Here is a 25,650-nt window from a genome sequence, read left to right on the forward strand (position 1 = left end):
AGAAGAGAGAGAGTAAAGGGGCCGGCCGCCTACCAGCGCAGCAGGCGCGGCCCCAGCAAGGCTCCCACCAGCACGGGCACCGCGATCCCGCTCACGTACCAGACGGCGAGGAAGGGGGCGGTCAGTTCCATGCAGTGCAGCGCATAGACCGAGGCTCCGACACCTCCCGCCAGCGCCCCGGACGCCGCACCCGCCAGCGCGGGCCGCGTGGGCGCCAGCCCCTTGAGCGCCACCAGCGCGGCGGCGAACACAGGCAGCGCCATCAGCCCGATGCTCGCCGCGCAGATGCGCCACGACTGCCCCATCAGCGACGGCATGCGCTCGTCGGCCGGCACGGTGAACCAGGCGATCGCGGCCAGCGCCCACACCCCGAGCACCGGCAACACCGCGCCGGCCCAGGCATGCCGGGGAGACACGCCCGGGCGCCCCAGCCGTTCCGCAGCCACGAAGCCGGCGGCCGCGATGCACAGCGGAAACAGCACCTTGACCCAGAACATCGGCCAGAACATGGCCTGCACGATGTCGTGCCGCACGCCGTATCCGATGAACAGGATCGCAAACGAGAGCGGCAGGCCCGCCAGCACCGCCAGCCAGACGCGCCGGCTGGCGCGATGGCGCGGCACGGCCACCTCGCCGTTCGCCAGCATCGCGACCAAATCGTCGGTCTTCATGCCGCGGCCCCCCAGCTGTTGCCGAAACGGGCAGCCAGCGCCTTGAGCCCCCGGTGGATGCCAACCTTCACGGCCGACTCCGACATGCCCGTGAGGCTCGCCGTCTCGGCTACCGACCGGCCCTCGATCTTGACGTGCACGATCGGCAGGCGCTGGCGCTCGGGCAGGGTTTCGAGCAGGCCGCCGAGGTCGCGCTTCGCATCGCTGGCCTCTTCCGCGGATTCGGCGAACACCGCCAGCTCGTCGTCCAGCGGGTCATGCAGGTCTTCGCGGGCCGACTTGGCGCGCAGCAGGTCGATCATCTTGTAGCGGGCGATGGCGTGCACCCAGGCCGTCAGCGGCTGGTCGCTCTGGTAGGTGTGGCGCTGGTTGTGCATGGCGAGCAGGCATTCCTGGACGAGGTCTTCCACTTCATCGGGCCAGCCAAAGAGGCGCTTGCCCAGAAAGGCGCGCAGGTGCGCGCTGAGCTGCTGCAGGAAGTCGCGGTAGGCCTTCGCGTCGCCGTCGAGGCCGCGAAGGAACAGGCCGCGCAGCGCCGCTTCCACGTCGCCCGGGTTCGTCCTGCTGCCTACGGTGTTTCGTTCCATCGGGCGGGCCGGTTACAGCCTTGTCGAAAAAAGATTGCGCGGATTGTGCCGCGCACGGCGGTCCGCCCCTCGAAAGCGGCAAGCTCAGGATGCCTGCGCCGGAGCGTCCGCCGCCAGGCCGACAGCCTCCTTCACGCAACGCTCGATGATCGGGCCGCTCTTGCTCCTGATCTTGTCCATGTCCTGCAGTTCCGAAACGGTGGCGCCCTTCATGACGCCGTCGGCGGCGCAGGCGCACAGCTTCGTGAGTTCCTCCGGCGATTTCTTCCCGCCCGATCCGGCGCTCTTGACGCAGCTTTCGACGAAGCTCCGCCGGAAGCTGGCCTTGAAGGCCGAGTCGTAGCCCTGGGAGATGCCCTCCGTGGCCTTGTCGCAGGCGGAAAGACCCAGGGCCGCGAACACATTGAGCGAGAAGAGAAGCGCGCGCATTGTTGTCCTCCTGGAATGACGTCGTGGGCCTGGTTCACCCATGCGGATTGTTCATCTTGCCAGCCGCACGGGTGATCGGTACATTGCATTTTTTGAGGGCCCCCAATGTCTGCAGACAGCACAACGATCCCTTCAGTCCCCGGCGGCGCCGCGCCCCTCTCCCCTACCCATCCCTCGACGTCGACCGGCCACATCCGGCTGACCTCGCACGCCGGCGGCTTCGGCGCGCTGCCCATCCATTGGGGCGCCGCCACGGCGGCCGAGCGCGGACCGGTGGTCGGCACCACCACCAAGCGGGCGCACCGCAACGTGATCGGCACGCACAGCGGCTCGTACAGCGTCTACCGCGCGCTCGCGGTGGCGGCCGGGGCGCTCAAGCGCGAGCACAAGGCCGACCTCACCAACACCGCGCCCACCGACGTGATCGGGCCCTATCCGCAGTGGGGCGAGCCGGGGCGCATCGTGTCGCTGGACCCGTGGGGCGCGCTGGTGGCGGACGCGTTCTCCACCGAGCTGGCGGCGGGCTACGACATCCGCCCGACCATCGCGATCACCAAGGCGCACGTGATCCTGCCCGAGGTGATCGAGGCGCTGCAGAAAGGCCGGCTCAAGGCCGACGGCAAGTTCCTCACCGCCGGCGGCGCCGCGATGGTGACCAAGGCCGCCATCGAGCCCGTGTGGTACCTGCCCGAGGTGGCACGCCGCTTCGGCTGTTCCGAGACCGACCTGCGCCGCACGCTCTTCGAGGAAACCGGCGGCATGTACCCCGAGCTGGTGACGCGCTCCGACCTCGAAGTGTTCCTGCCGCCCATCGGCGGGCAGACGCTCTACATCTTCGGCAACCCGCGCGACCTTGCCAACCCGGAAGTCGAGCTCACCGCGCGCATCCACGACGAGTGCAACGGCTCCGACGTGTTCGGCTCCGACATCTGCACCTGCCGGCCCTACCTGACGCACGCCATCGAGGAGTGCATCCAGGGCGCGCAGCGCGGCGGCGTCGGGCTCATCGCCTATTCGCGCAAGGAAGGCCGGGCGCTCGGCGAAGTCACCAAGTTCCTGGTCTACAACGCGCGCAAGCGCCAGGTGGGCGGCGACACGGCCGACCAGTATTTCGCGCGCACCGAATGCGTGGCCGGCGTGCAGGACATGCGCTTCCAGGAACTGATGCCCGACGTCTTCCACTGGCTGGGCATCAGGAAGATCCACCGGCTCGTGTCGATGAGCAACATGAAGTTCGACGCGATCACCGGCTCGGGCATCGAGATCGGCGAGCGCGTGAACATTCCCGACGAGCTGATCCCGGCGGATGCCCGCGTCGAGATGGACGCCAAGATGGCGGCAGGCTATTTCACGCCCGGCCCGGTGCCGGACGCCGAGGAACTGAAGAAGGCCAAGGGCCGGGGACTGAGCGAATGAACATCAGCATCGACCCCGCCACCGAATTCGCCGCCGACACCGCGCACCCGGCCGGCGCGGCCACGCTGCTGCGCACCACCGCCGCCATCCGCCAGCGCGCGGGTGCCCTGCTGGCTCGCGCGCGGCGCGGCGAATCGCAGTGGTTCCGCATCGGCAGCGACGACGCGCTCGAAGACGCCGCGCGCACCGTCGCCGAGGTCACGCGCGAGCGCTATCCGTGGGACACCATCCCGTATCACAGCCGCTGGCGCCATTTCGAGGCTGGCGGGGTCGACCGGCTCGAGCAGCTCGACGCCCTGCTCGGCCAAGCCGACGCACGCCAGCGCGCCCGCGCCCACATCGACCTGGTGCTGGTGAGCGTGCTGCTCGACGCCGGCGCCGGCCCGGGCTGGCACTACACCGAACCGGCCACCGGCGAGCGCTTCACGCGCTCCGAGGGGCTGGGCGTGGCGAGCTTCCACGCATTCACGAGCGGGCTGTTCTCGTCCGATCCCGACCATCCGTACCAGGCCGATGCAGCCGGCCTGCGCGGACTCGTCACCGACCGGCTTGGCGACGCCTTCCAGGTCAGCGAGGTCAATCCGCTGGTCGGCCTCGCGGGCCGTGCCACCTTGCTGCGCCGATTGGGCGAAGCCATGAGCGAACAGCCCGAGACCTTCGGCGACGACGGCCGGCCCGGCCGGCTGTTCGACGCGCTGGTCGGCCCCTACGGCCCGGCCGCGCCGCCCACCGCTGAAATCACGGCGCACCAGATCCTCTCGCTGCTGCTCGAAACACTGTCGCGCATCTGGCCGGCGGCCAACGCGGTCGACAGCATCGCGGCCGATGGCAGCGACAGCGCGGGCGGCATCGGCTCGGGCGATCCGGCGCTGGCGCTGGGCGACTGCTGGCGCCACAGCGCGGTGCGGGGCCCCGGCCTCACGAACGGCTGGATGCCGTTCCACAAGCTCTCGCAGTGGCTCACGTATTCGCTGCTCGAACCCTTCGAGTGGGCCGGCGTGAAGGTGCTGCACCTCGACGCGCTCACCGCCCTGCCCGAGTACCGCAATGGCGGCCTGCTGATCGACAGCGGTGTGATCGTGCCGAAGGACCCGGCTTTTCTCGCCCGCCGCTGGAAGGTGGGCGACGAATTCATCGTCGAGTGGCGCGCGCTCACCGTGGCTCTGCTCGACGAACTGGCGCCACGCGTGCGCAAGGTGCTCGACCGCACCGAGGAAGAGCTTCCGCTGGCCTGCGTGCTCGAAGGAGGCACCTGGGCCGCGGGCCGCGCTCTGGCACAACGCTTGCGTGACGGTGCCCCGCCTCTGCTGATCGAGAGCGACGGCACCGTCTTTTAGACTCCCGGGTTCAGCAGCAACGGTAGAAAAAATCCAATGAGCAACGTCCACCTCGTCAACCACCCCCTCGTCCAGCACAAGCTCACGCTGATGCGCCGCAAGGATGCGTCCACCAACAGCTTCCGCCGGCTCCTCAACGAAATCAGCATGCTGATGGCCTATGAGGTCACGCGCGACATGCCGATGCAGGACATCGAGGTCGAAACGCCGCTCGAGACCATGCAGGCCAAGGTCATCGACGGCAAGAAGCTGGTGCTGGTGTCCATCCTGCGCGCCGGCACCGGCATCCTGGACGGCATGCTGACCGTGGTGCCCGGCGCGCGCGTCGGCCACATCGGCCTGTACCGCGACCCCAAGACGCTGACAGCCGTCGAGTACTACTTCAAGATGCCCGGCGAGATGGAGAACCGCGACGTGATCGTGGTCGACCCGATGCTGGCCACCGGCAACTCGGCCGTGGCCGCGGTCGAACGGCTGAAGGAACTCAACCCCAAGTCGATCAAGTTCGTCTGCCTGCTGACCTGCCCCGAAGGCGTCGCGACGATGCAGAAGGCGCACCCGGACGTGCCGATCTACACCGCGGCGATCGACCGCGAGCTGAACAGCCACGGCTACATCCTTCCGGGCCTGGGCGACGCGGGCGACCGCATCTTCGGGACGAAGTAGGGCTCGCCCCCAGGCTGCGCGCACTTCGTGTCGCTTCGCATTCCCCCTACCGGGGGCAACACCTGAGGCCCGGCGAAGCCGGTTCCTCGATGTTCTGGAATGGGCTTTGGTGATGTCGGGGTTGTGCCCGGAACGGGCACAGGGATTGCAGCGCAAGTTCTTTTTATCAATCGAATCGAGGAGAAGCACCGTGACAGCACGTCGTCAATTGATCATCCGTTCCGTCGCCGTTGCCGCAGCGCTTGCTGCTGTGGGCGCTCCGGGTCTTGCGCTTGCACAGGCCAAGCTGAAGGTGGCGGCGGTGTACACCGTGCCGTTCGAGCAGCAATGGGTGGGCCGCATCCACAAGGCGCTGAAGGCTGCCGAGGCCCGTGGGGAGATCGAGTACAAGGCCACGGAGAACGTGAGCAATGCCGACTACGAGCGCGTGATGCGCGAGTACGCCACGGCCGGCAACCAGCTGATCCTGGGCGAGGTGTTCGGCGTGGAGGCCGCGGCGCGCAAGGTGGCGAAGGACTTTCCGAAGGTGGCCTTCCTGATGGGTTCGTCGCTCAAGCCCCAGGCGCCCAACTTCAGCGTGTTCGACAACTACATCCAGGAGCCGGCATACCTGAGCGGCATGGTGGCCGGGGGCATGACGAAGAGCAACCGCATCGGCATGGTCGGCGGCTTCCCGATTCCCGAGGTCAACCGGCTGATGAACGCGTTCATGGCGGGCGCGAAGGAAACGAACCCGAAGGTGGAGTTCAGCGTGAGCTTCATCAACAGCTGGTTCGATCCGCCGAAGGCCAAGGAAGCGGCCTTCGCGATGATCGACAAGGGCGCGGACGTGATGTACGCGGAGCGCTTCGGTGTCTCCGACGCGGCCAAGGAAAAGGGCAAGCTCGCCATCGGCAACGTGATCGACACGCAGAGCCAGTACCCCGACACGGTGGTGGCCTCGGCCCTGTGGAACTTCGAACCGGCGGCCGACCGCGCGATCAAGCTCGTGAAGGAAGGCAAGTTCGCCGCCGAGGACTACGGCCAGTACGCGCAGATGAAGCACAAGGGCTCCGAGCTCGCGCCGCTGGGCACCTTCGAGAAGAAGGTGCCGGCGGACATCGTCGCGAAGGTGAAGGCCAGGCAGGCCGACATCCTGTCGGGCAAGTTCACGGTGAAGGTGGACGACGGCCAACCCAAGTCCACCGCAAAGTGAGGAAGCCGATGACGACGACGATCCGCTGGCGTTCCCTTCTCGCAGCCGGTGCGCTGGCCGTCGGCCTGAGCGGCTGCGTGGGTGTCTACAAGGGCGGCGCCGTCGCCATCAACAGCAGCACCCGCCTCGACGACACGCCCCGCATCGCGGTGCTCTCGGCCTTCGAGCCGGAGCTGAAGCTGCTGCTGACGCGCCTGCAGGGTCCGGTGAAGCACAGCGTGAACGGCGTGGAGTTCACCACCGGCACGCTCGAAGGCAAGCCGGTGGTGCTGTTCCTGTCGGGCATCAGCATGACGAACGCGACGATGAACACGCAGCTGGTGCTCAACCGCTTCCGCGTGACGAACATCGTGTTCAGCGGCATCGCAGGCGGCGTGAACCCGTCGCTGCACGTGGGCGACGTCACCGTGCCGGCGCAGTGGGGCCAGTACCTCGAAGTGCTGATGGCGCGCGAAACCGCGCCCGGCAAGTACACGGCGCCGCCCTTCATCACCGACGCCACGCTGCCCAACTTCGGCATGATGTTCCCGCGCCCGGTCGAGGTCCGCTCGGCGGCTCGCCCGGAAATCCAGCGCAAGTTCTGGTTCGAGGCCGATCCGAAGATGCTCGAGGTGGCGCGCAGCATCCGCAATGTCGACCTCGCCAACTGCAGCGCCGGCAAGTGCCTGCCGCGCAAGCCCCAGCTGGTGGTCGGCGGCAACGGCGTCTCGGGCCAGGCCTTCATGGACAACAAGGCCTACCGCGAATACACCTACAAGACCTTCCAGGCCAACGTGCTCGACATGGAGACCGCCGCCGTGGGCATGGTCGCCTACAGCAACGGCGTGCCCTACATCGCCTTCCGTTCGCTCAGCGACCTCGCGGGCGGCGGCGACGGCGAGAACGAGATGGGCACCTTCATGGGCATCGCGGCGGACAACTCCGCCAAGGTCATGCTGGCGTTCCTGGCTGCATGGAAGTGACCGAGCCTTCCCTCCCTCCCACGGAAGGAGGAAACGCCGCCACCGTTCTCCGCCTCCAGGGCATCACCAAGCGCTTCGGCAGCCTCGTCGCCAACGACGACATCTCTCTCGACCTGCGGGCCGGCGAGGTGCTCGCGCTGCTGGGCGAGAACGGCGCGGGCAAGTCGACGCTGATGTCGATCCTGTTCGGCCACTACGTTGCCGACGAGGGCGGCATCGAAGCCTTCGGCGCGCCGCTGCCGCCGGGCAACCCCAAGGCCGCGCTGGCCGCAGGCGTGGGCATGGTGCACCAGCACTTCACGCTGGCGGACAACCTCAGCGTGCTCGACAACGTGCTGATGGGCACCGAGCCGCTGTGGCGTCCGGTGTCGCGCCGCTCGGCCGCGCGCGAGCGGCTGCTCGACGTGGCCAGGCGCTTCGGGCTGCCGGTGCAGCCTGACGCGCTCGTGGGAAGCCTCTCGGTCGGCGAGCGCCAGCGCGTGGAGATTCTCAAGGCGCTGTATCGCGGCGCGCGCATCCTGATCCTCGACGAGCCAACCGCCGTACTGACGCCGCAGGAAAGCGAGGCACTGTTCGCCACGCTCGCGCAGATGGTGGCGCAGGGCCTGTCGGTGATCTTCATCAGCCACAAGCTCGACGAAGTGCTGCGCGTGTCGCACCGCATCGCCGTGCTGCGCGGCGGCAAGCTGGTGGCCGAAGCGCGCACTGCGGACACCACGCAGGCGCAGCTCGCGCTGTGGATGGTGGGGCATGCGGTCGAAGCGCCGCAGCGGCGGCCCGCCAGGTCGGTGGGCGATGCGATCTGCGTGCTAGACCATGTGAGCACCGCCGCATCGAAGGGCGGTGGACAGGACCGGCTTCGCGAAGTGTCGCTGACGCTGCGTGCCGGAGAAATCACCGCCATCGCGGGCGTCTCCGGCAACGGGCAGGTCGCGCTGGCCGAGCTGCTGTGCGGCACGCGCCGGGCCACATCGGGCACGGCGCAGCTCATGGGTCGCCCGCTACCGCCCTCGCCTGCCCGGCTGGTGCAGCGCGGCGTCGCGCGCATTCCGGAAGACCGGCATGCTGTCGGCGTGGTCGGAGACCTGCCCGTGTGGGAGAACGCGGTGTCGGAACGGCTGCGCAGCCCGGTGTTCTCGCGCTGGTCGTGGATCGTGAAGCGCGCGGCCGCCCGGCTGCATGCGCGGCGCATCGAGAAGGCATTCGACGTGCGCGGCGCTGGCCTGATGGCGCCGGCACGCTCGCTCTCCGGCGGGAACATGCAGAAGCTGATCCTCGGCCGTGCACTGCTGGCACCCGAGCAGCCCGAGCCGGCAAAAGGCAACGACCATGACAAGAAATATCCGAACCGTGCACCGCGCCTCATCGTCGCGCACCAGCCGACCTGGGGCCTGGACATCGGCGCCGTCGCCTATGTGCAGCAACAGTTGATCGCCGCGCGCGACGCCGGTGCAGCCGTGCTGGTGATTTCCGACGATCTCGACGAGGTGCTCGCGCTCGGCGACCGCGTGGCCGTGATGCACGGCGGCCACCTGGGCGAAGCCCGCCCGGCGACGGCATGGACGCGCGAAGCCATCGGGCTGGCCATGGCCGGCGCCACGACGGCACCACGCGCCAAGGGAGCCTCGTCATGATGCGGCTCGAACGACGCCACGAGACCTCGCGCACGGCGCTGGTGCTCGCCCCCATCGGTGCGATCGTCTTCACGATGGCGATCAGCGCGCTGCTGGTGCTGTGGGCCGGCGCGCCGGTCGGCCGCACCTATGCACTGCTGCTGCAGGGCGGCTTCGGCTCGGTGTTCGCGTGGAGCGAAACGCTGACGCGCGCGATCCCGCTGATCCTCACCGGGCTTGCGGCCACGGTCGCGTTCAAGGCGCGGCTCTTCAACATCGGTGCCGAGGGGCAGCTCTACGCAGGGGCGCTGGCTGCCGTCGCCGTGGGTGGCATGCATGGCGGCACGGGCTTCGAGCTTTCGCCGTGGCTCCTCTTCCCGCTGATGATGCTCGCCGCCGCGATCGCGGGCGCGCTGATGCTGCTGGGTCCGGCGCTGATGAAGAACCGGCTCGGCGTGGACGAAGTGGTCACCACGCTGCTGATCAACTTCATCGTTCTGCTGGGCGTGTCGGCGCTGCTCGACGGGCCGATGAAGGACCCGACCGCGATGGGCTGGCCGCAGAGCGTGTCGCTGCAGTCCGATCTCGAGCTCGGCAAGCTCATTGCGCAGACGCGCGTGCACACCGGGCTGCTGTGGGCGGTGTCGCTGGCGGTGATGGTCTGGGCGATCTTCAAGTACACGGTGCTGGGCTTCGACATCCGGGCCGTGGGCGCGAACGCGCGCGCCGCTGCCTTCGCCGGCGTGCCGGTGACGCGCACCGTGGTGATGGTGGCCCTGCTCTCGGGCGCGCTGGCGGGCCTTGCCGGCGCCATCGAGGTGGCGGGCCGCACCAGCTACGTCACCCTCGACATGTCGCCGGGCTACGGCTACACCGGCATCGTGATCGCGATGCTGGCGGGGCTGCACCCGCTGGGCGTGATCGCGGCGGCGGTGTTCGTGGCGGGCGTGCTGGTCGGCGCCGACACCATGAGCCGCGCGGTCGGCGTGCCGACATACATCGCCGACGTGATCGTCGCGGCCTCGCTGATCGCGGTGCAGGTGGCGACGCTTCTCACGCAGTACCGGGTGAAGCTGAAGAAATGAGCGACCTCCTCGACATACTTTCCAACGCCGCCTTCTGGGTCGCGGTGCTGCGCATCGCCACGCCGCTGATCCTCGGCACGCTCGGCGTGCTGCTGTGCGAGCGTGCGGGCGTGCTCAACCTCGGCATCGAAGGGATCATGGTCGCTGGCGCCTTCACCGGCTGGCTCGCGGTCTATGCCGGCGCGCCGCTGTGGGTGGGCGTGGGCGTGGCCGCGCTCGCGGGCATGGTGTTCGGGCTGCTGCACGCCTTTCTCACGGTGGGGCTCGCGCTCTCGCAACACGTTTCGGGGCTCGGCATCACGCTGCTGGCGACCGCGCTGAGCTACTTCGGCTACCGCGTGAGCTTTCCGAAGGTGAACACGCCGCCGACCATCACGCCCTTCGCGCCGATGGACTGGCTGCCCATCCCGGTCCTCAATGCGCAGACTTCGCTCACGCTGTTCGCGCTGCTGCTGGTGCCGGTGGTCGGCTGGGTGCTGTACCGCACGCCGCTCGGCCTGGCGCTGCGCATGGTTGGTGAGAACCCGCAGGCGGCCGAAAGCCAGGGCGTGTCGGTCGCGGCCACGCGCACCGGGGCCATCGTCGCGGGCTCGGCGCTGATGGGCATGGCGGGCTCCTTCCTCACGCTGTCGGCCTTCAACGCCTTCTTCTTCAACATGGTGAACGGCCGCGGCTGGATCTGCGTGGCGCTGGTGGTCTTCGCCTCGTGGCGGCCGGGCAAGGCCCTGCTGGGCGCACTGCTGTTCGCCTTCTTCGATGCGCTGCAGCTGCGGCTGCAACAATCGGGCGACGCCGTGCTGCCCTACCAGCTCTACCTGATGCTGCCCTACCTGCTGTCGATCCTGGCGCTGGTGCTGGTCGCGCGCAAGGCGAGCTATCCGCAGGCGCTGATGAAACCGTACCGCAAGGGGGAACGTTGACGATGACGACCAAGACCACCTCGGCGCGCGGCGCCCTGCTCGCGGCATTGCTTGCCCTGGGCGGCACGGGTGCGAACGCTCTCGGCATGGACGTCGGCTACGAGGCTTTCAAAACGCCCGACGCGATCAGCTGGGTGCAGATGTGCGGCACCTGGGGCAAGGACCACCAGGGCACTTATCGCGTGCTGCATGCAGACCAGTACGCGCAGTCGTTCCTGTACGTGCAGTGGATGACGCGCGACGCCAACGGCAGCCTGCGCGCCGAGCACACGGTGGCCATCGCCGAACTCGACAACGACCACGCGGAAATCGCGCTTTCGGACCTCACCTGCCGCGCCACGCCGCGTGGCATCGTGGTGACGGCGCGTGCGTCGTCCGGACACGACGAGAAGCTGCGCCGCGTGACCATCGAGGTCGGGCCAGCGCCGGGGCAGTACAGGTTCCGGGCGCAGAACACGCGCTGAGGCGCCGGCGTCCGGGCCCATGCCGGCGTCAAGAACAATTCCTCCCGACCGAACAAGGAAGACCCCCACGATGCTCGACCTCCTCATCACCAACGCCACCCTCCCCGACGGCCGTACCGGCATGTCGATCGCCGTGCAGGATGGCTGCATCGCCGAAGTCACGGAAGGCCTCGATGCCCCGGCGCACGAGAAGCTCGACGCGCAGGGTTTGCTGCTCTCTCCTCACTTCGTCGATCCGCATTTCCACATGGACGCCACGCTGAGCTACGGCCTGCCGCGTATCAACGAGAGCGGCACGCTGCTCGAAGGCATCGCGCTGTGGGGTGAGCTGAAGCCGCTGCTGACGGCCGATGCGCTCATCGAGCGCGCGCTGGCTTATTGCGACTGGGCCGTGGCCAAGGGGTTGCTGGCCGTGCGCTCCCACGTCGACACCAGCGACCCGAGCCTGCTCGCGGTCGACGCGCTGCTGGAGGTCAAGCGCAAGGTGGCGCCCTACCTCGATCTGCAGCTGGTCGCCTTCCCGCAGGACGGCGTGCTGCGCTCCCCCGGCGGCGTCGACAACCTGGAACGCGCCCTCGACAAGGGCGTGGACGTGGTCGGCGGCATCCCGCATTTCGAACGCACCATGGCCGACGGCGCGGCGAGCGTGAAGCTGCTGTGCGAGATCGCGGCCCAGCGGGGCAAGCTGGTCGACATGCACTGCGACGAGTCGGACGACCCGCTCTCGCGCCACATCGAGACACTGGCCTTCGAGGCCCATCGCCTCGGGCTGCAGGGCCGCGTGACGGGCTCGCACTGCACCTCGATGCACTCGATGGACAACTACTACGTGAGCAAGCTGCTGCCGCTGATCGCGCAGAGCGGCGTGTCGGTGGTGTCCAACCCGCTCATCAACATCACGCTGCAGGGCCGTCACGACACCTACCCCAAGCGCCGCGGCATGACACGCGTGCCCGAGCTGATGGCCGCCGGCGTGAACGTGGCCTTCGGGCACGACTGCGTGATGGACCCCTGGTACGGCATGGGCTCGGGCGACATGCTCGAGGTGGCGCACATGGGCCTGCACGTGGCGCAGATGACCAGCCAGGCCGGCATCCGCCAGTGCTTCGAGGCAGTGACGACGAACGCCGCGCGCGTGATGCACCTGGAGAACTACGGCCTGGAAGCCGGCTGCGACGCGAGCTTCGTGCTGCTGCAGGCGCGCGATCCGGTCGAGGCGATCAGGCTGCGTGCCGCGCGGCTCAAGGTGTTCCGCAAAGGGCAGTTGCTGGCCGAGACACCCGCTGCCACGGCGAGCCTGCGCCTCGCGGGCAGGGGTGCATCGACGAGCTGGATGGCGCCGAAACACGCAGGCTGAGCGAAGCGGTCAGCCTGCTGAAAGGGCTGCCGCGCGAGAATCCCGGATCTCATCGGTTCATCGGGAGCCCTCTCATGAAACGTCTTGCACGAATCTGCGCGGTATCGCTGCTCATGCTGGCCTTCTCGCCGGCCATCATGGCCCAGCAGCCCGCCGAGGCGACCACGGCACCCGCTGGCGTGCAATTGCTGGCCAACCAGCCCTACGGCCCCGACGCGCGGCAGCGCATGGACGTCTACCTGCCGCCGAACGCAAAGGATGCCCCGGTGCTCGTGCTGGTCCACGGCGGGGCCTGGATGTTCGGCAACAAGGAAGCCGCCTCGGTGGTGAACCAGAAAGTCGCGCACTGGGTGCGCGACCAGGGCTTCATCCTCGTTTCGGTGGGCTACCGCTTCGTGCCGCAGGTCGACGTGATGCAGCAGGCGCAGGACGTGGCGCGCGCCGTAGCCACCGCACAGGCCAGCGCGCCATCGTGGGGCGGCGATGCGGGCCGCTTCGTGCTCATGGGCCATTCGGCTGGCGCGCACCTCGTCGCGCTGCTCAGCGCCTCGCCCGATATCGCGCGGCAGCAAGGCGCTCGCCCATGGCTGGGCGCAGTGGCGCTCGACAGCGCCGCGCTGGACACGGCGGCGCTGATGCAACGTCGCCACATGCCCTTCTACGACCGCGTCTTCGGCAGCGATCCTGCCTACTGGCGCACCGTGTCTCCCACCGGCACGCTCGCGCGCGGCGCGCCGCCGATGCTGCTGGTGTGCTCCACCCAGCGCCGCGACGGCTCTTGCACTCAGGCCCGGGAGTTCGCTGCGCGGATCGCCGCCGCCGGTGGCCGTGCGGAAGTGGCACCGGAAGACCTGTCGCATGCGCAGATCAACGCCGAGCTGGGGCTTCCCGGCGCCTACACGGCGACGGTGGATGCGTTCATCCGCTCCCTGCCCTTGCGCGGCGCACCGGGCCGGGGCTAGGCGGCGTCGGGCTGCGGCTGCGGCGCCAGCTGGCGCACGAGTTCGGACAACGCCTCGCCCACCGGGCGTTCGACCTTCAGCGAAAGCAGCGCATCGGCCCGGGTGCGGCCCAGGTTCACCGCTGCCACCGGCTTGCCGGCCGCGGCAGCCGCCTGGACGAAGCGAAAGCCCGAATACACCATCAGCGACGAACCGGCCACGAGCACCGCATCGGCCTCTTCCAGCGCAGCGAAAGCGGCGGTCACGCGCTCCTTCGGCACGCTTTCGCCGAAGAACACCACGTCGGGCTTGAGCAGGCCGCCGCAGTGCGGGCAGGCGGGCACGTCGAAGGTGGAGAAATCGCGGCCCTCGAGGTCGGCATCGCCGTCGGGCGCGGCGCGGGCTTCCAACTCGGCCCAGCGCGGGTTTCGCCGCCGAAGTTCGACCTGCAGTTCGGCACGCGGCGTGCGCCGCTCGCAGCCCATGCAGCGCACGGTGTCGATGCGCCCGTGCAGATCGATGGCGCCCCGGCTGCCGGCCGCATCATGCAAGCCGTCGACGTTCTGCGTCAGCAGCATGCCCACGCGGCCTGCTTCTCCGAGCCGCGCCAGAGCGCTGTGCGCCGCGCCCGGACGGGCACCGGCCATGGTCGGCCAGCCGATCAGGCTGCGTGCCCAGTAGCGACGGCGCGTAGATTCCTCGCCCATGAAGGCCTGGTAGGTGACTGGCGACGGGCGCTTCCATTCGCCGTCGACATCGCGGTAATCGGGGATGCCCGAATCGGTGCTGCACCCAGCGCCCGTGAGCACGAAGAGCTTGCGGTGGCGTGTAGCGAAGTCGGCGAGCTCGGCGTATGCAGCGGGGTTGACGGACATGCGGCGAGCATAAGTCGACGGCCCGATTCCTGCTAAAGACCTGGCTCTTGTCCGTCAGCGGAGAACGCGATGATCAACTTTCGCCACACGCGGCGCGATGCGCTGCAGATTCTTGCCGCGGGCATCGCCTCGGCCGCCCTGCCCGCCTTCGCCCAGTGGCCCGACCGGGCCATCAAGATCATCGTGACCTTCCCGCCCGGCGGTTCCAGCGACGTGCTGGCGCGCGTGATGGCGGAGCAGCTCGCGAAAAAGCTGGGGCAGCCCGTGGTGGTCGACAACAAGCCCGGCGCGGGCGGCACCATCGGCGGAGCGCTGGTGAGCTCGTCGCCGGCCGATGGCTACACGCTGATGCTGTCGAACACCACGCCGATCGCGCTCGGGCCGTTCACGCTCGACAAGCTGCCCTACGACCCGGTAGCGGGCTTCACGCACGTCGCCTGCCTCGGCGCGGCGCCGCTGGTGGTCATGGCGAGCAAGCCCTCCGGCCTCAAGACATTCGCCGACTTCGAAGCAATGGCGCGCAAGGAAGGCCACGTGGATTTCGGCTCGGGCGGACCGGGGTCCATCGGCCACATCCACGGCGAACTGCTGAAGAAGATCACCGGGATCAACATGGTGCATGTGCCCTACCGAGGCGGCGCGCCGATGGCCACCGACCTGATCGCCAACACGATTCCGGTGGGCATCGACGTCATCACCTCGTACGTGCCCTTCTTCAAGAGCGGCCAACTGGTGCCGCTGGCGGTGACGGGCACGCAACGCTCGCCACTGATGCCCGAGGTGCCCACGATGGTCGAACTGCGTCAGCCGAAGCTGGTGCTCGAGAACTTCTTCGGCCTCTCGGGCCCTGCCAGGCTGCCGCCGGACGTGGTGGCGCGGCTCAACACCGCGTGCAACGAAGTGCTGGCCATGCCCGATATCCAGAAGAAGCTGACCGAGCTGGGCATCGTGGCCAAGCCGGAATCGGTGGCCATGTTCAACGGCTTCGTGAAAGAACAGGTCGATGTGCTCGGGCCGACAGTCAAGGGGGCGGGGATCAAGCTGTAGGCCGCAGCCAGCCTCACCTCGCGGCCACGGCGTATTCAGAAGCGGACACAGACGGCCTGCCTCTCCTGCAGCACGGCCTCCTGCGCGAAGCGCTGGCGGTAGGTGCCGACGATGGTGGCGATGGCGGCATCGTCCTTCTCGCTGCGCGGGTGCAGCAGCACGACCAGCTTGGAGCGTTCGCGCACCACATCGCCCGATACGCCGCGCCACTGGCCGGCGGCATCGATCACCGTCAGGCCCTGCGGAAAGGCCGGCGTCACGGTGGCATCGAGGAACGCCGTCCACTCCGTGTCCGACACTTGGCCGCCCGTGGGAATGGCCCGGCCGAAGAACAACGTGTCGCGCTCGTAGGTTTCGAAGCCGCTCGCGCAGGCCTTCGCGCCACCAGCGGCCGATGACGGCAGCGAGCCGCATCCGGCCAGCGCCACGGCCGCCAGTGCAGCCGCCAACGCGGTGCGGGCAAGAGACGGGATGGCTGTTGTCTTCATGCGAAATACCTCCGTGCGTCGTCGTCAACCGGGCAGAAAGACCAGCGGCGCGGGCTGGCCCTCGGCGGGTGGCTCGCCGCGATCGAGCAGGCGCCAGCCGGGATTCCAGCGCGACAGGCTCCCCGCGGCAACTGCCGCCTCCAATGCCGACTGGGCCACCTCGGGCTGCTGCCAGTCAAGCGCCAGCGTGCGCAGGTCCCAGTCCCACCAGGGGCAGGCGCGGATGCGTTCGACGAGCGCGTCGGGAAAGCGCTGGCGGATCACCCGGGCCGGCACGCCGCCCATGACCGTGAAGGGCGCCACGTCGCGAGTCACCACCGCGCCCGCACCGATCACCGCCCCGTCGCCGATGGTGATGCCGCTCTTGAGACTCACCCGCGAGCCGATCCACACGTCGTTGCCGATCGTCACGGGCGAATGCGACGGGAACTGCCCGACGGACTGGTGCCGGTAGGGTTCGGGGAAGTTCGGCGCATAGGCCAGCATGTTCGTGGTGAACCAGTCGGCGGGATGGTCCGACAGGGTCTGCACGCCATCGCCGATGGAGCAATAGCGCCCCATGCGCACGTCGACGAGCAGTGCGCCGGGCGAGATGCTCGTATACGCGCCCACGGAGCAACGGCCATGCAGCTGCGCCGAATGCCAGACGCGCACAGGCGTCTCGAAGCGCAGCGGCATAGGCAGCAGGCAGCCCTCCGACAAATAGAGCCCGTAGCTTTCGAGGCCCTTCGAGAGTTCGGCGTTGATCGTCAGGCTCATGGGAATGCGTCGGTCAGGCTTCGGGCGCGATGGCTTCGGCGTACTCGTAGAGCGCGCCGAGGATTTCCTCCCCGCGCTCGTCTGCGTTTTCGGAGAGCGCGTCGACTTCGCTGAACAGCATCTCGATGGTGCGCGCCCCGCCCTCGCCCTTGAAGAGCCTGGCCACGCGCAGGGACTCCCAGCGCTCGGTTTCGTCCTCGCTCAGCAGCTCGGGCCAATTGCGCGCGCGGTAGCGGAACAGGATCTCGTCGAGGCGGCCATCGTCGAAGCCGGTGCGGTCCTTGGCCAGTTCCTCGGGCGAGAGGCCGCGCAACTGGTTCAGGCGCCGGCGGTCGGCATTGCCGACGAAGCCGCCGTAGAGGTCTTCGTCGACGTCGGGCGTGGCCTCCTTCGGCCGGGCGTACACCTGCGACCAGATGGCGCTCATGTCGGGCAGGTCGCGCGCGATGGCGGCGTGGCGCATGGCAGTGTCGAGGTCGACGCCCCAGCGTTCGGCCATGGCCGGCGCGAGCGTGCGCAGGTTGCCGACCACCATCGGTGACTTGTTGAGATGCACACCCTTGACCGGCAGGCGTACCACGCCTTCGGGCAGATCGGCCGTGCGGGTGAACAGGCGCAGCCGCAGGGTTTCGACATCGATGTCGCGCAGCTCGCTCGGGTCATGCGCCAGGTCCCAAGCCAACAGCTCGTTCTTGTTGGTGGGGTGACTCGCCAGCGGCCACATCACGGCCAGGCAGCCGCGCTCGACCGGGAACATGCCCGAGACATGCAGGAAGGGCTTGGCGGTCTCGCGCGTCGCGGGCAGGCCGAGCTCGCTGGCGACACGGTCCTTCTTGTGCAGGCCGAATGCGAAGTCGAACAGCTTGGGCTGCTTGTCGCGGATGAGGCGGGCCAAAGCGATGGTCGCGCGCACGTCCGACAAGGCATCGTGCGCCGACTCGTGCAGCAGGCCGTTGGCGCGCGCCAGGTCTCCGAGCTTGAAGCTGGGCCTGCCGTCTTCCTTCTTCGGCCACTCGATGCCGTCGGGACGCAGCGCATAGGTGAGGCGCACCACGTCGAGCAGGTCCCAGCGGCCGCAGTCGTTCTGCCATTCGCGCGCATACGGGTCGATGAGGTTGCGCCAGAACAGGAAACGCGTGACCTCGTCGTCGAAGCGGATGGTGTTGTAGCCGACACCGATGGTGCCGGGCTGCGAGAAGGCGCGCTCGATGTGTGCGGCGAATTCATGCTCGGGAATGCCGCGCTCCAGGCACACCTGCGGCGTGATGCCGGTGATGAGGCAGGCCTCGGGGCTGGGCAGGTAGTCCGGCGCTGGCTTGCAATAGATCATCAGCGGCTCGCCGACCTCGTTGAGCTCGGCGTCGGTGCGGATGGCCGCGAACTGCGAGGGACGATCGCGGCGCGGCACGGCGCCGAAGGTTTCGTAGTCGTGCCAGAGAAAGGTGTGGTTCATTCAGAGCAAGGGTGAAAACAGGCGCGCAATCGCATCGCCGAGACGGCGCCAGAAACCCTGGCGCCGGTTGGCGCGCACCGCGCCGGAGCTGTGCAGGTCGGTTTCGAACTGCGCCGCCAGCGGCCGGGACAGTTCGGGACCATAGACCACCGCGCACACCTCGAAGTTGAGCCGGAAGCTGCGGTTGTCGAAATTGGCGGTGCCGATCATCGCGCAATGGTCGTCGACCACCAAGGTCTTGGAGTGCAGCATGCGCGCCTTGTACTCCCACACCTTCACGCCGGCGGCGATCAGCTCGTCGAAGTACGAGCGCGCGGCGGCGCTCACGATGGCCGAGTCGCTGCGGCGCGGCACCAGCAGGCGCACGTCGACACCACGCAGCGCAGCGCTCGTCAGCGCCATCAGCGCGGGCTCGCCGGGCACGAAGTACGGCGTGGTGAGCCAGGCGCGGTGCGTGGCCGAGTGGATGGCCTCGACGTGCATGCGGTGGATGGCTTCCATCGCGTTGTCGGGGCCGCTGGTGACGATCTGCACCGGAATGTCGCCGGCCTCGAGCTGCGGCAGCATGGCGTTCAAAGCATTGTCCAGATCGCGCGGGTTCTCGCCGGTGGCGTAGGCCCAGTCCTCGAGGAAGGTGGTCTGCAGCCAGCGCACCGCACTGCCCTCGATTCGCAGGTGCACGTCGTGATAAGCGTCGGGGTTGGTGCGCTTGTCTTCCTCGTCGGTGATGTTCACGCCGCCCGTGAAGCCGACGCGGCCGTCGCACACCACGATCTTGCGGTGGGTGCGGTAGTTGGTCACCGGGCGCAGGCGGCGGCCGATCTTCGTGTCATGGAACAGCGCCACCTTGATGCCCGCTTCGAGCATCGGCGCCATGAACTTGCGGCCGATGCGCTTGGAGCCCAGCGCGTCGATCAGCAGACGCACGGTGACGCCCTGCTTCGCCCGCTCGATCAGCAGGTCACGCAGCGCGGTGCCGATCCTGTCGGGCTCGAAGATGTAGTACTCGAGGTGGATGTGGTTTTGCGCGGCGCGCACCGCCTCGAAGATCGCATCGAAGGTGCGTGCGCCGCCCGAGAGCAGTTCGACGTCGACTGCGCTCGACACCGGCAGGCCGCAGGTCGCTGTGCCCAGCCTGGCCATCTGTTGCAGCGCCGGCGGCGCGTTCTGCGCCGCATCGCGCAGTCGCGCCACGTCAGCCTGTGCGGAGGCTCCGGCGCGGCTGCGCAGGCGCTTGAGCCGCTGCTTCTTCAGGCGCTGCGGCCCGAGGAAGTAATAGACGACGAAGCCCGCGAACGGCAGAAGCGCCAGCGAGAGGATCCAGCTCATCGTCGACACCGGCGCGCGCTTCTGCATCACGATCCAGACAGACAACACCGCGATGTAGCCGCTCCACGCGAGGGAGAGGCCGGTTTTCCATTCGTGGCTGAGTTCGGGAAGGATCAAGGCTGCGGAACGGTTGAGGCGAAGTGGGATCGATAGCCGCCGACCAAAGAAAAAGGCCGGCAGCGTGATGCTACCGGCCTTTGGAGGCGGTTCCGCAGCCTCATCGGCCACGGATTGCCCGGTTTCTTCAACCTGCTGCGGCTTCTTCCGCTTCAGGCTTCGACTTGCCTTCCTTCTTGGGGAGAGGCTGGATGTCGAGCAGCACTTCGTCCTTTTCGTCGAGGTCGACTTCGAGGCGTCCGCCGTCGGTCAGGCGACCGAACAGCAGTTCGTCGGCCAGTGCACGACGGATCGTGTCCTGGATCAGGCGCTGCATCGGACGGGCGCCCATCAACGGATCGAAGCCCTTCTTCGCCAGGTGCTTGCGCAGCTTGTCGCTGAAGGTGACTTCCACCTTCTTCTCGCTGAGCTGGGTTTCCAGCTGCAGCAGGAACTTGTCGACCACGCGCAGGATGACCTGTTCGTCGAGCGCCTTGAAGTTGACGATGGCGTCCAGCCGGTTGCGGAACTCGGGCGAGAACAGGCGCTTGATGTCGCCCATTTCGTCGCCCGCCTGCCGCGGGTTGGTGAAGCCGATGGTCGCCTTGTTCATGGTCTCGGCCCCCGCGTTCGTCGTCATGATGATGATGACGTTGCGGAAGTCGGCCTTGCGCCCGTTGTTGTCCGTCAGCGTGCCATGGTCCATGACCTGCAGCAGCACGTTGAAGATGTCCGGGTGCGCCTTCTCGATTTCGTCGAGCAGCAGCACCGCGTGCGGCTTCTTCGTGACGGCCTCGGTCAGCAGGCCGCCCTGGTCGAAACCGACGTAGCCCGGAGGCGCGCCGATCAGGCGGCTCACCGCGTGACGCTCCATGTACTCCGACATGTCGAAGCGGATCAGCTCGATGCCCATGATGTAGGCCAGCTGCTTCGCCGCTTCGGTCTTGCCGACGCCCGTGGGACCGGAGAACAGGAACGAGCCGATCGGCTTGTCGCCCTTGCCCAGGCCCGAGCGCGCCATCTTGACCGCGGAGGCCAGCACTTCGAGTGCCTTGTCCTGACCGAACACCACGCTCTTGAGGTCGCGCTCGATGGTCTGCAGCTTGCTGCGGTCGTCGTTGCTGACGTTGGCCGGGGGAATGCGCGCGATCTTCGCGACGATTTCCTCGACTTCGGTCTTGCTGATGGTCTTCTTGCGCTTGCTCGGCGGCAGGATGCGCTGGGCGGCACCGGCTTCGTCGATGACGTCGATGGCCTTGTCGGGCAGGTGACGGTCATTGATGTACTTGGCGCTGAGCTCGGCCGCTGCCTGCAGGGCAGCCACGGCGTACTTCACGCCATGGTGTTCCTCGAAGCGCGACTTCAGGCCCTTCAGGATGTCGACGGTTTCCTGCACCGACGGCTCGACCACGTCGACCTTCTGGAAACGACGCGACAGGGCCGCATCCTTTTCGAAGATGCCGCGATATTCCGTGAAGGTGGTCGCGCCGATGCACTTGAGCTGGCCGCTGGAGAGCGCCGGCTTGAGCAGGTTCGACGCGTCGAGCGTGCCGCCCGAGGCAGCGCCCGCACCGATCAGGGTGTGGATTTCGTCGATGAAGAGAATGGCGTTCGGCTTGTCCTTGAGCGACTTGAGCACGCCCTTCAGGCGCTGTTCGAAATCACCGCGGTACTTGGTGCCGGCCAGCAGCGCGCCCATGTCGAGCGAGAACACGTTCGACTCGGCCAGGATTTCCGGCACGTCGCCCTGCGTGATGCGCCATGCGAGGCCCTCGGCGATGGCGGTCTTGCCCACGCCGGCCTCGCCGACCAGCAGCGGGTTGTTCTTGCGCCGGCGGCACAGGATCTGAATGACGCGCTCGACCTCGTACTCGCGGCCGATCAGCGGATCGATCTTGCCGTCCTTGGCCATCTGGTTGAGGTTCTGCGTGAACTGCTCGAGCGGCGAAGCCTTCTCGTTGCGTTCGCCGCCACCCTCCTCGCCCTCACCCGAGGGAGCTTCGCCGCTGCCCTTGACGGCTTCAGGCGGATCGCTCTTCTTGATGCCGTGGGCGATGAAGTTGACCACGTCGAGGCGGGTGACGCCCTGCTGGTGCAGGTAGTACACGGCGTGCGAGTCCTTCTCGCCGAAGATCGCGACCAGCACGTTGGCGCCGGTGACTTCCTTCTTGCCGTTGCCGGTGGACTGCACATGCATGATGGCGCGCTGGATCACGCGCTGGAAACCCAGGGTGGGCTGGGTGTCTACATCGTCGGTACCCGCCACCTGGGGCGTGTTGTCCTTGATGAAGTTGGTGAGCGACGCCCGCAGGTCGTCGACGTTGGCCGAGCAGGCGCGCAGAACTTCCGCGGCGCTCGGGTTGTCCAGCAAAGCGAGCAGCAGATGTTCCACGGTGATGAACTCGTGGCGTTGCTGCCGGGCCTCGACAAAGGCCATGTGCAAGCTGACTTCCAGTTCCTGGGCAATCATGTGATTTCCTTTTGCCTTGCTGTAAATAAGTTCTCAGATGGGTTGGAGCTTGCGCAATTCAACTGGTTCATGCAACAGGTTCGCTGACGCATTGGAGCGGATGCCCGGCCTGCTGCGCGGCTTCCATGACCTGGTTGACCTTGGTGGCCGCCATGTCGCGGGAATAAACCCCACAGACGCCCCGGCCATCGAGGTGGATCTTGAGCATGATCTGGGTCGCGGTTTCGCGATCCTTGCTGAAATACTCCTGCAGCACGACGATCACGAACTCCATGGGCGTGTAGTCGTCGTTCAGCATCACCACCTGGTACATCTGGGGCGGCGCGGTTTTCTGCGGCCGCCGCTCCAGGACGACCGAATCTCCGTCATCCCCGGCCGGCTTCCGGGCCGGCGGAGTGCTGGGAGTTTTTGGAATTCTCGTTGCCATGAAAATGATTCTATAGAGCGTGCAAGCGCCGTGCCGACGCAAAAAAACTTGGTGGCGCGTATCCGACAATTCAAGGGGATTGCGGCAGTTGCGACAGCATTTTGATGCGCTGCGCCAGCGAGGAGTTTTAGGCAAAAAAGAAGTCATGCGCCAAACGGAGAAGCAATAAAAAACCCTTGAATTCCTTCCGGAAGTCCAAGGGCCTCTTGATTTGCCGCGGTACCGCGGGACGCCGAAGCGCTCGGCGACTACATATTGTCGATCATCACCTGGCCGAAGCCCGAGCAGCTCACCTGCGTCGCGCCGTCCATCAGGCGGGCGAAGTCGTAGGTGACCTTCTTGCTCGCGATCGACTTTTCCATCGAGCTGATGATCAGGTCGGCGGCTTCCTTCCAGCCCATGTGGCGCAGCATCATTTCAGCCGAGAGGATCTCGGAGCCGGGGTTCACGTAGTCCTTGCCGGCGTACTTGGGCGCCGTGCCGTGCGTGGCCTCGAACATGGCGACGGTGTCGCTCAGGTTCGCGCCCGGGGCAATGCCGATACCCCCCACCTGCGCGGCCAGCGCGTCGGACACGTAATCGCCGTTGAGATTGAGCGTGGCGATCACGCTGTACTCGGCGGGACGCAGCAGGATCTGCTGCAGGAACGCGTCAGCGATGCTGTCCTTGACGGTGATTTCCTTGCCCGTCCTCGGGTTCTTGAACTTCATCCACGGACCGCCGTCGATCAGCTCGGCACCGAACTCCTTGGCGGCGAGGCCGTAGCCCCAATCACGGAAGCCACCTTCGGTGAACTTCATGATGTTTCCCTTGTGCACCAGGGTGACGCTGGGCTTGTCGTTGTCGATGGCGTATTGCAGCGCCTTGCGCACGAGCCGCTCGGTACCTTCCCTCGACACGGGCTTGACGCCGATGCCTGAAGTGTTGGGGAAGCGGATCTTCTTGACGCCCATCTCGTCCTGCAGGAACTTGATGAGCTTCTTCGCCTTTTCGCTCTCGGCCTCGAATTCGATGCCTGCATAGATGTCTTCCGAGTTCTCGCGGAAGATCACCATGTTGGTCTTGTGCGGCTCACGCACTGGGCTCGGAACGCCTTCGAAATACTGGATGGGGCGCAGGCAGACGTAGAGATCGAGTTCCTGGCGCAGCGCGACGTTCAGCGAGCGGATGCCACCGCCGACGGGCGTGGTCAGCGGCCCCTTGATGGAAACCACATAGTCGCGCACGGCGTGCAGGGTTTCCTCGGGAAGCCAGACGTCGGGGCCGTAGACCTTGGTCGACTTCTCGCCGGCGTAGACCTCCATCCAGTGGATCTTCTTCTTGCCGCCGTAGGCCTTTGCCACTGCAGCGTCCACCACCTTCAGCATCACCGGCGTGATGTCCAGACCGGTTCCGTCGCCTTCGATGAAGGGGATGATCGGTTGGTCAGGCACATTGAGCGAGTTATCGGCATTGACCGTGATCTTCTGGCCTTCGGTCGGGACTTTGATGTGCTGATAACTGGTCATGAGGGGGAATGGCTCCGGGATTGACGTACTTTTGACGACTGTCAGCGAATTCAGACACGACGCGTATTCCGCTGTACAGCCGGCGAACAAATCGCTGTACATTTTAGACGCAACCCATCAGCAAGCGTTTGTCAACCGACGGGCCAATGGCCTCGTTAGTGGCTGACCTTCTGCTCGCCGGGAGGCGTTTCCAACCAATTCTCGATAGAGGAATCATCAATGAGCAAAATTCTCGCAGTCATGATCGCTGGCCTGTTCGCCGCTGGCGCCTATGCCCAAAACCCGGCCGGTACGACGCCCGAGCAAGGCAACGCCACCAACAGCAAGTCGCAGCAACGTGCCGAAGCCAAGAAGGCTGCGAAGCCCGCTGGCCAGGTCAAGGGTCCGGCTGGCGACGAAGCCAAGACCCCCGAAGGCGGCGCCATCGGTGCCGACAAGGCTGCTGCCTCTGGCGAGAAGCGCGCAAGCACCCGCGACCAGCGTCGTCGCAACAAGGACGGCAGCGTGAAGCGCAAGTCGACTCAAGGCGGTACGCCTGACATGCCGGGCGCCAAGTAAGTCGGCCCAGCAACAAAAAAGAGCGCTCGTCAGAGCGCTTTTTTTTCGCCCAGATGCAGCTTTCGGCTGTCAACCGCAGGAATCGGCCGCCGTTGAATGTCTACCTTCCGCAAGAAGGCCAATCCAGATCAACGAATTTCAAAGGATATCTTCATGAACAAGCTGCTCGCAGCCCTGGTCGCCGGTCTCTTCGCTGCCGGTGCTTTCGCTCAACAAGCTGAACCCACCACGGCAGCTCCCGCGCCCGCCGCCAAGGCTGCAAAGCACGCTTCCGCCAAGAAGCACGCTGCCAAGAAGCACAAGGTTCGTCACGTGGCCAAGGCCCACACGGCCGCTGCCAAGAAGGTGTAAGCTTTCACGCTCACCGGCAATGCCCGCATCAGCGGGCATTTTTGTTTGTATTGATTGATCCAGGCCGGGCCCTGGCCCCGCCCTGAAAGAGTCGTCCGATGCTCCAGCGTCTCGCCGCCCTGCTCCTCATGTCCGCATCTTTCATGATGCCCGCGCATGCCCAGCAGCAACCCCAGACCGACCTGCCACGCACGCAGTTGTCGGTTGGCCTGTACAAGATCGACGCGCAGATCGCGCAAACCCCCCTTCAACGAGAGATCGGCCTGATGTTCCGCAAGGAAATGCCGCAGGCCGAAGGCATGATCTTCGTATTCGAACAGCCTGCGACGCAGTGCTTCTGGATGCGCAACACGATCCTGCCGTTGACCGCCGCCTTCGTTGCCGATGATGGCCGCATCGTCAACCTGGTCGACATGCAACCCATGACCGAGAACTCGCATTGCTCCCTGGAACCGGTGCGCTACGTACTTGAAATGAACCAGGGCTGGTTCGCCAAGAAGAACATCAAGAAGGGTGCCAAACTCGGCGGCGAGTTGTTCGCAGCCGGCAAACGCTGAGCGCCTGCTGCCTTCAGCCAACAAAAAGCCGACCCGTGGGTCGGCTTTTTTGCTGGGGGAAGTCCTGTAATCAGCCGAAGTTCTTCGCA

Annotated in this window: 26 protein-coding genes; 15 read left to right on the plus strand and 11 right to left on the minus strand. The window is 66.9% G+C overall.

Translation table 11 applies throughout. The features are described 5' to 3' along the window. Positions 1-29: 29 nt before the first annotated feature. The 3 genes from EJO71_RS32720 to EJO71_RS32730 form a co-directional block, all read right to left on the minus strand. Complete coding sequence (locus EJO71_RS32720; RefSeq protein WP_125952804.1) at positions 30-671, minus strand: DUF1109 domain-containing protein; 642 nt, start codon at positions 669-671, stop codon at positions 30-32. Then, entirely contained in the window at positions 668-1,258 is a 591-nt protein-coding gene (locus EJO71_RS32725) for a sigma-70 family RNA polymerase sigma factor (protein WP_125952805.1), read from the minus strand. Before EJO71_RS32725 ends, EJO71_RS32720 begins: the two co-directional genes overlap by 4 nt. Positions 1,259-1,342: 84 nt before the next feature. After that, a complete protein-coding gene (locus EJO71_RS32730; protein ID WP_125952806.1) occupies positions 1,343-1,687 on the minus strand; it encodes a hypothetical protein in 345 nt (114 codons plus the stop codon). A 105-nt stretch (positions 1,688-1,792) separates the two neighbouring features. Here EJO71_RS32730 and EJO71_RS32735 point away from each other — a divergent pair, with 105 nt between their 5' ends. From EJO71_RS32735 to EJO71_RS32785, 11 genes are all read left to right on the plus strand, one after another. Next, complete coding sequence (locus tag EJO71_RS32735) at positions 1,793-3,103, plus strand: GTP cyclohydrolase II (RefSeq protein WP_125952807.1); 1,311 nt, start codon at positions 1,793-1,795, stop codon at positions 3,101-3,103. Next, positions 3,100-4,440 carry a URC4/urg3 family protein gene (locus EJO71_RS32740; protein ID WP_125952808.1) on the plus strand — a complete coding sequence of 447 codons (1,341 nt, stop codon included), beginning with the start codon at positions 3,100-3,102 and terminating at the stop codon, positions 4,438-4,440. Before EJO71_RS32735 ends, EJO71_RS32740 begins: the two co-directional genes overlap by 4 nt. Before the next feature lie 36 nt (positions 4,441-4,476). Next, a complete protein-coding gene (gene upp, locus EJO71_RS32745) occupies positions 4,477-5,106 on the plus strand; it encodes a uracil phosphoribosyltransferase (protein WP_007837874.1) in 630 nt (209 codons plus the stop codon). 190 nt (positions 5,107-5,296) lie between these two features. Further along, complete coding sequence (locus EJO71_RS32750) at positions 5,297-6,301, plus strand: BMP family protein (protein WP_125952809.1); 1,005 nt, start codon at positions 5,297-5,299, stop codon at positions 6,299-6,301. Positions 6,302-6,309: 8 nt separating this feature from the next. After that, a complete protein-coding gene (locus EJO71_RS32755; RefSeq protein ID WP_125952810.1) occupies positions 6,310-7,263 on the plus strand; it encodes a 5'-methylthioadenosine/S-adenosylhomocysteine nucleosidase in 954 nt (317 codons plus the stop codon). Continuing rightward, a complete protein-coding gene (locus EJO71_RS32760) occupies positions 7,260-8,897 on the plus strand; it encodes an ABC transporter ATP-binding protein (protein WP_240651594.1) in 1,638 nt (545 codons plus the stop codon). Before EJO71_RS32755 ends, EJO71_RS32760 begins: the two co-directional genes overlap by 4 nt. After that, positions 8,897-9,961: an ABC transporter permease gene (locus tag EJO71_RS32765; protein ID WP_171022482.1), complete on the plus strand. Its 1,065-nt coding sequence runs from the start codon at positions 8,897-8,899 to the stop codon at positions 9,959-9,961. The genes EJO71_RS32760 and EJO71_RS32765 overlap by 1 nt, the downstream gene beginning before the upstream one ends. Then, complete coding sequence (locus tag EJO71_RS32770) at positions 9,958-10,881, plus strand: ABC transporter permease (RefSeq protein ID WP_125952813.1); 924 nt, start codon at positions 9,958-9,960, stop codon at positions 10,879-10,881. Before EJO71_RS32765 ends, EJO71_RS32770 begins: the two co-directional genes overlap by 4 nt. Before the next feature lie 2 nt (positions 10,882-10,883). After that, positions 10,884-11,345 carry a hypothetical protein gene (locus EJO71_RS32775; RefSeq protein ID WP_125952814.1) on the plus strand — a complete coding sequence of 154 codons (462 nt, stop codon included), beginning with the start codon at positions 10,884-10,886 and terminating at the stop codon, positions 11,343-11,345. A gap of 70 nt (positions 11,346-11,415) precedes the next feature. Further along, complete coding sequence (locus tag EJO71_RS32780) at positions 11,416-12,702, plus strand: amidohydrolase family protein (protein WP_125952815.1); 1,287 nt, start codon at positions 11,416-11,418, stop codon at positions 12,700-12,702. Positions 12,703-12,776: 74 nt separating this feature from the next. After that, positions 12,777-13,664: an alpha/beta hydrolase gene (locus EJO71_RS32785; RefSeq protein ID WP_125952816.1), complete on the plus strand. Its 888-nt coding sequence runs from the start codon at positions 12,777-12,779 to the stop codon at positions 13,662-13,664. Here the strand turns inward: EJO71_RS32785 and EJO71_RS32790 are convergent. Next, a complete protein-coding gene (locus EJO71_RS32790; RefSeq protein ID WP_125952817.1) occupies positions 13,661-14,518 on the minus strand; it encodes an NAD-dependent protein deacetylase in 858 nt (285 codons plus the stop codon). The two genes, EJO71_RS32785 and EJO71_RS32790, sit on opposite strands and share 4 nt — an antisense overlap. A gap of 69 nt (positions 14,519-14,587) precedes the next feature. Between EJO71_RS32790 and EJO71_RS32795 the strand changes: the two genes are divergently transcribed. After that, positions 14,588-15,565: a tripartite tricarboxylate transporter substrate-binding protein gene (locus EJO71_RS32795; protein ID WP_125952818.1), complete on the plus strand. Its 978-nt coding sequence runs from the start codon at positions 14,588-14,590 to the stop codon at positions 15,563-15,565. A gap of 35 nt (positions 15,566-15,600) precedes the next feature. Here the strand turns inward: EJO71_RS32795 and EJO71_RS32800 are convergent, their stop codons facing one another. The 7 genes from EJO71_RS32800 to icd all read right to left on the minus strand — a co-directional run bounded on the left by EJO71_RS32800 (position 15,601) and on the right by icd (position 24,095). Further along, positions 15,601-16,053 carry a DUF3574 domain-containing protein gene (locus tag EJO71_RS32800; RefSeq protein WP_125952819.1) on the minus strand — a complete coding sequence of 151 codons (453 nt, stop codon included), beginning with the start codon at positions 16,051-16,053 and terminating at the stop codon, positions 15,601-15,603. A gap of 24 nt (positions 16,054-16,077) precedes the next feature. Next, on the minus strand, positions 16,078-16,812 hold the full coding sequence (locus EJO71_RS32805; RefSeq protein ID WP_125952820.1) for a CatB-related O-acetyltransferase: 735 nt from the start codon (positions 16,810-16,812) through the stop codon (positions 16,078-16,080). A gap of 13 nt (positions 16,813-16,825) precedes the next feature. After that, positions 16,826-18,265, minus strand: coding sequence for an exodeoxyribonuclease I (sbcB, locus tag EJO71_RS32810; protein ID WP_125952821.1), 1,440 nt, complete (start codon positions 18,263-18,265; stop codon positions 16,826-16,828). Next, a complete protein-coding gene (gene cls / locus EJO71_RS32815; protein WP_125952822.1) occupies positions 18,266-19,711 on the minus strand; it encodes a cardiolipin synthase in 1,446 nt (481 codons plus the stop codon). A 127-nt stretch (positions 19,712-19,838) separates the two neighbouring features. After that, complete coding sequence (clpA, locus tag EJO71_RS32820) at positions 19,839-22,160, minus strand: ATP-dependent Clp protease ATP-binding subunit ClpA (RefSeq protein WP_125952823.1); 2,322 nt, start codon at positions 22,158-22,160, stop codon at positions 19,839-19,841. A 67-nt stretch (positions 22,161-22,227) separates the two neighbouring features. Next, positions 22,228-22,587: an ATP-dependent Clp protease adapter ClpS gene (clpS, locus tag EJO71_RS32825; protein WP_125952824.1), complete on the minus strand. Its 360-nt coding sequence runs from the start codon at positions 22,585-22,587 to the stop codon at positions 22,228-22,230. A gap of 248 nt (positions 22,588-22,835) precedes the next feature. Then, a complete protein-coding gene (icd, locus tag EJO71_RS32830; protein WP_125952825.1) occupies positions 22,836-24,095 on the minus strand; it encodes an NADP-dependent isocitrate dehydrogenase in 1,260 nt (419 codons plus the stop codon). A gap of 219 nt (positions 24,096-24,314) precedes the next feature. On the opposite strand from icd, the gene EJO71_RS32835 reads away from it, so the two are divergent. The 3 genes from EJO71_RS32835 (at position 24,315) to EJO71_RS32845 (ending at position 25,561) form a co-directional block, all read left to right on the plus strand. Then, complete coding sequence (locus EJO71_RS32835) at positions 24,315-24,653, plus strand: cell envelope biogenesis protein TolA (RefSeq protein WP_125952826.1); 339 nt, start codon at positions 24,315-24,317, stop codon at positions 24,651-24,653. Between the two features lie 153 nt (positions 24,654-24,806). Then, complete coding sequence (locus tag EJO71_RS32840; protein WP_125952831.1) at positions 24,807-25,004, plus strand: hypothetical protein; 198 nt, start codon at positions 24,807-24,809, stop codon at positions 25,002-25,004. 98 nt (positions 25,005-25,102) lie between these two features. After that, positions 25,103-25,561, plus strand: a complete 459-nt coding sequence (locus EJO71_RS32845) for a DUF192 domain-containing protein (protein ID WP_125952827.1) — start codon at positions 25,103-25,105, stop codon at positions 25,559-25,561. Positions 25,562-25,650: the final 89 nt, after the last annotated feature.

It is taken from the genome of Variovorax sp. 679 (assembly GCF_003952185.1).
Classification (GTDB): Bacteria; Pseudomonadota; Gammaproteobacteria; order Burkholderiales; family Burkholderiaceae_C; genus Variovorax.

Coding starts and splice junctions, on each gene's coding strand:
- EJO71_RS32720 (WP_125952804.1), bottom strand. CDS start 671: ATGAAGACCGACGATTTGGTCGCGATGCTGGCGAACGGCGAGGTGGCC.
- EJO71_RS32725 (WP_125952805.1), bottom strand. CDS start 1,258: ATGGAACGAAACACCGTAGGCAGCAGGACGAACCCGGGCGACGTGGAA.
- EJO71_RS32730 (WP_125952806.1), bottom strand. CDS start 1,687: ATGCGCGCGCTTCTCTTCTCGCTCAATGTGTTCGCGGCCCTGGGTCTT.
- EJO71_RS32735 (WP_125952807.1), top strand. CDS start 1,793: ATGTCTGCAGACAGCACAACGATCCCTTCAGTCCCCGGCGGCGCCGCG.
- EJO71_RS32740 (WP_125952808.1), top strand. CDS start 3,100: ATGAACATCAGCATCGACCCCGCCACCGAATTCGCCGCCGACACCGCG.
- upp (WP_007837874.1), top strand. CDS start 4,477: ATGAGCAACGTCCACCTCGTCAACCACCCCCTCGTCCAGCACAAGCTC.
- EJO71_RS32755 (WP_125952810.1), top strand. CDS start 6,310: ATGACGACGACGATCCGCTGGCGTTCCCTTCTCGCAGCCGGTGCGCTG.
- EJO71_RS32765 (WP_171022482.1), top strand. CDS start 8,897: ATGCGGCTCGAACGACGCCACGAGACCTCGCGCACGGCGCTGGTGCTC.
- EJO71_RS32770 (WP_125952813.1), top strand. CDS start 9,958: ATGAGCGACCTCCTCGACATACTTTCCAACGCCGCCTTCTGGGTCGCG.
- EJO71_RS32775 (WP_125952814.1), top strand. CDS start 10,884: ATGACGACCAAGACCACCTCGGCGCGCGGCGCCCTGCTCGCGGCATTG.
- EJO71_RS32780 (WP_125952815.1), top strand. CDS start 11,416: ATGCTCGACCTCCTCATCACCAACGCCACCCTCCCCGACGGCCGTACC.
- EJO71_RS32785 (WP_125952816.1), top strand. CDS start 12,777: ATGAAACGTCTTGCACGAATCTGCGCGGTATCGCTGCTCATGCTGGCC.
- EJO71_RS32790 (WP_125952817.1), bottom strand. CDS start 14,518: ATGTCCGTCAACCCCGCTGCATACGCCGAGCTCGCCGACTTCGCTACA.
- EJO71_RS32795 (WP_125952818.1), top strand. CDS start 14,588: ATGATCAACTTTCGCCACACGCGGCGCGATGCGCTGCAGATTCTTGCC.
- EJO71_RS32800 (WP_125952819.1), bottom strand. CDS start 16,053: ATGAAGACAACAGCCATCCCGTCTCTTGCCCGCACCGCGTTGGCGGCT.
- EJO71_RS32805 (WP_125952820.1), bottom strand. CDS start 16,812: ATGAGCCTGACGATCAACGCCGAACTCTCGAAGGGCCTCGAAAGCTAC.
- sbcB (WP_125952821.1), bottom strand. CDS start 18,265: ATGAACCACACCTTTCTCTGGCACGACTACGAAACCTTCGGCGCCGTG.
- clpA (WP_125952823.1), bottom strand. CDS start 22,160: ATGATTGCCCAGGAACTGGAAGTCAGCTTGCACATGGCCTTTGTCGAG.
- clpS (WP_125952824.1), bottom strand. CDS start 22,587: ATGGCAACGAGAATTCCAAAAACTCCCAGCACTCCGCCGGCCCGGAAG.
- icd (WP_125952825.1), bottom strand. CDS start 24,095: ATGACCAGTTATCAGCACATCAAAGTCCCGACCGAAGGCCAGAAGATC.
- EJO71_RS32835 (WP_125952826.1), top strand. CDS start 24,315: ATGAGCAAAATTCTCGCAGTCATGATCGCTGGCCTGTTCGCCGCTGGC.
- EJO71_RS32840 (WP_125952831.1), top strand. CDS start 24,807: ATGAACAAGCTGCTCGCAGCCCTGGTCGCCGGTCTCTTCGCTGCCGGT.
- EJO71_RS32845 (WP_125952827.1), top strand. CDS start 25,103: ATGCTCCAGCGTCTCGCCGCCCTGCTCCTCATGTCCGCATCTTTCATG.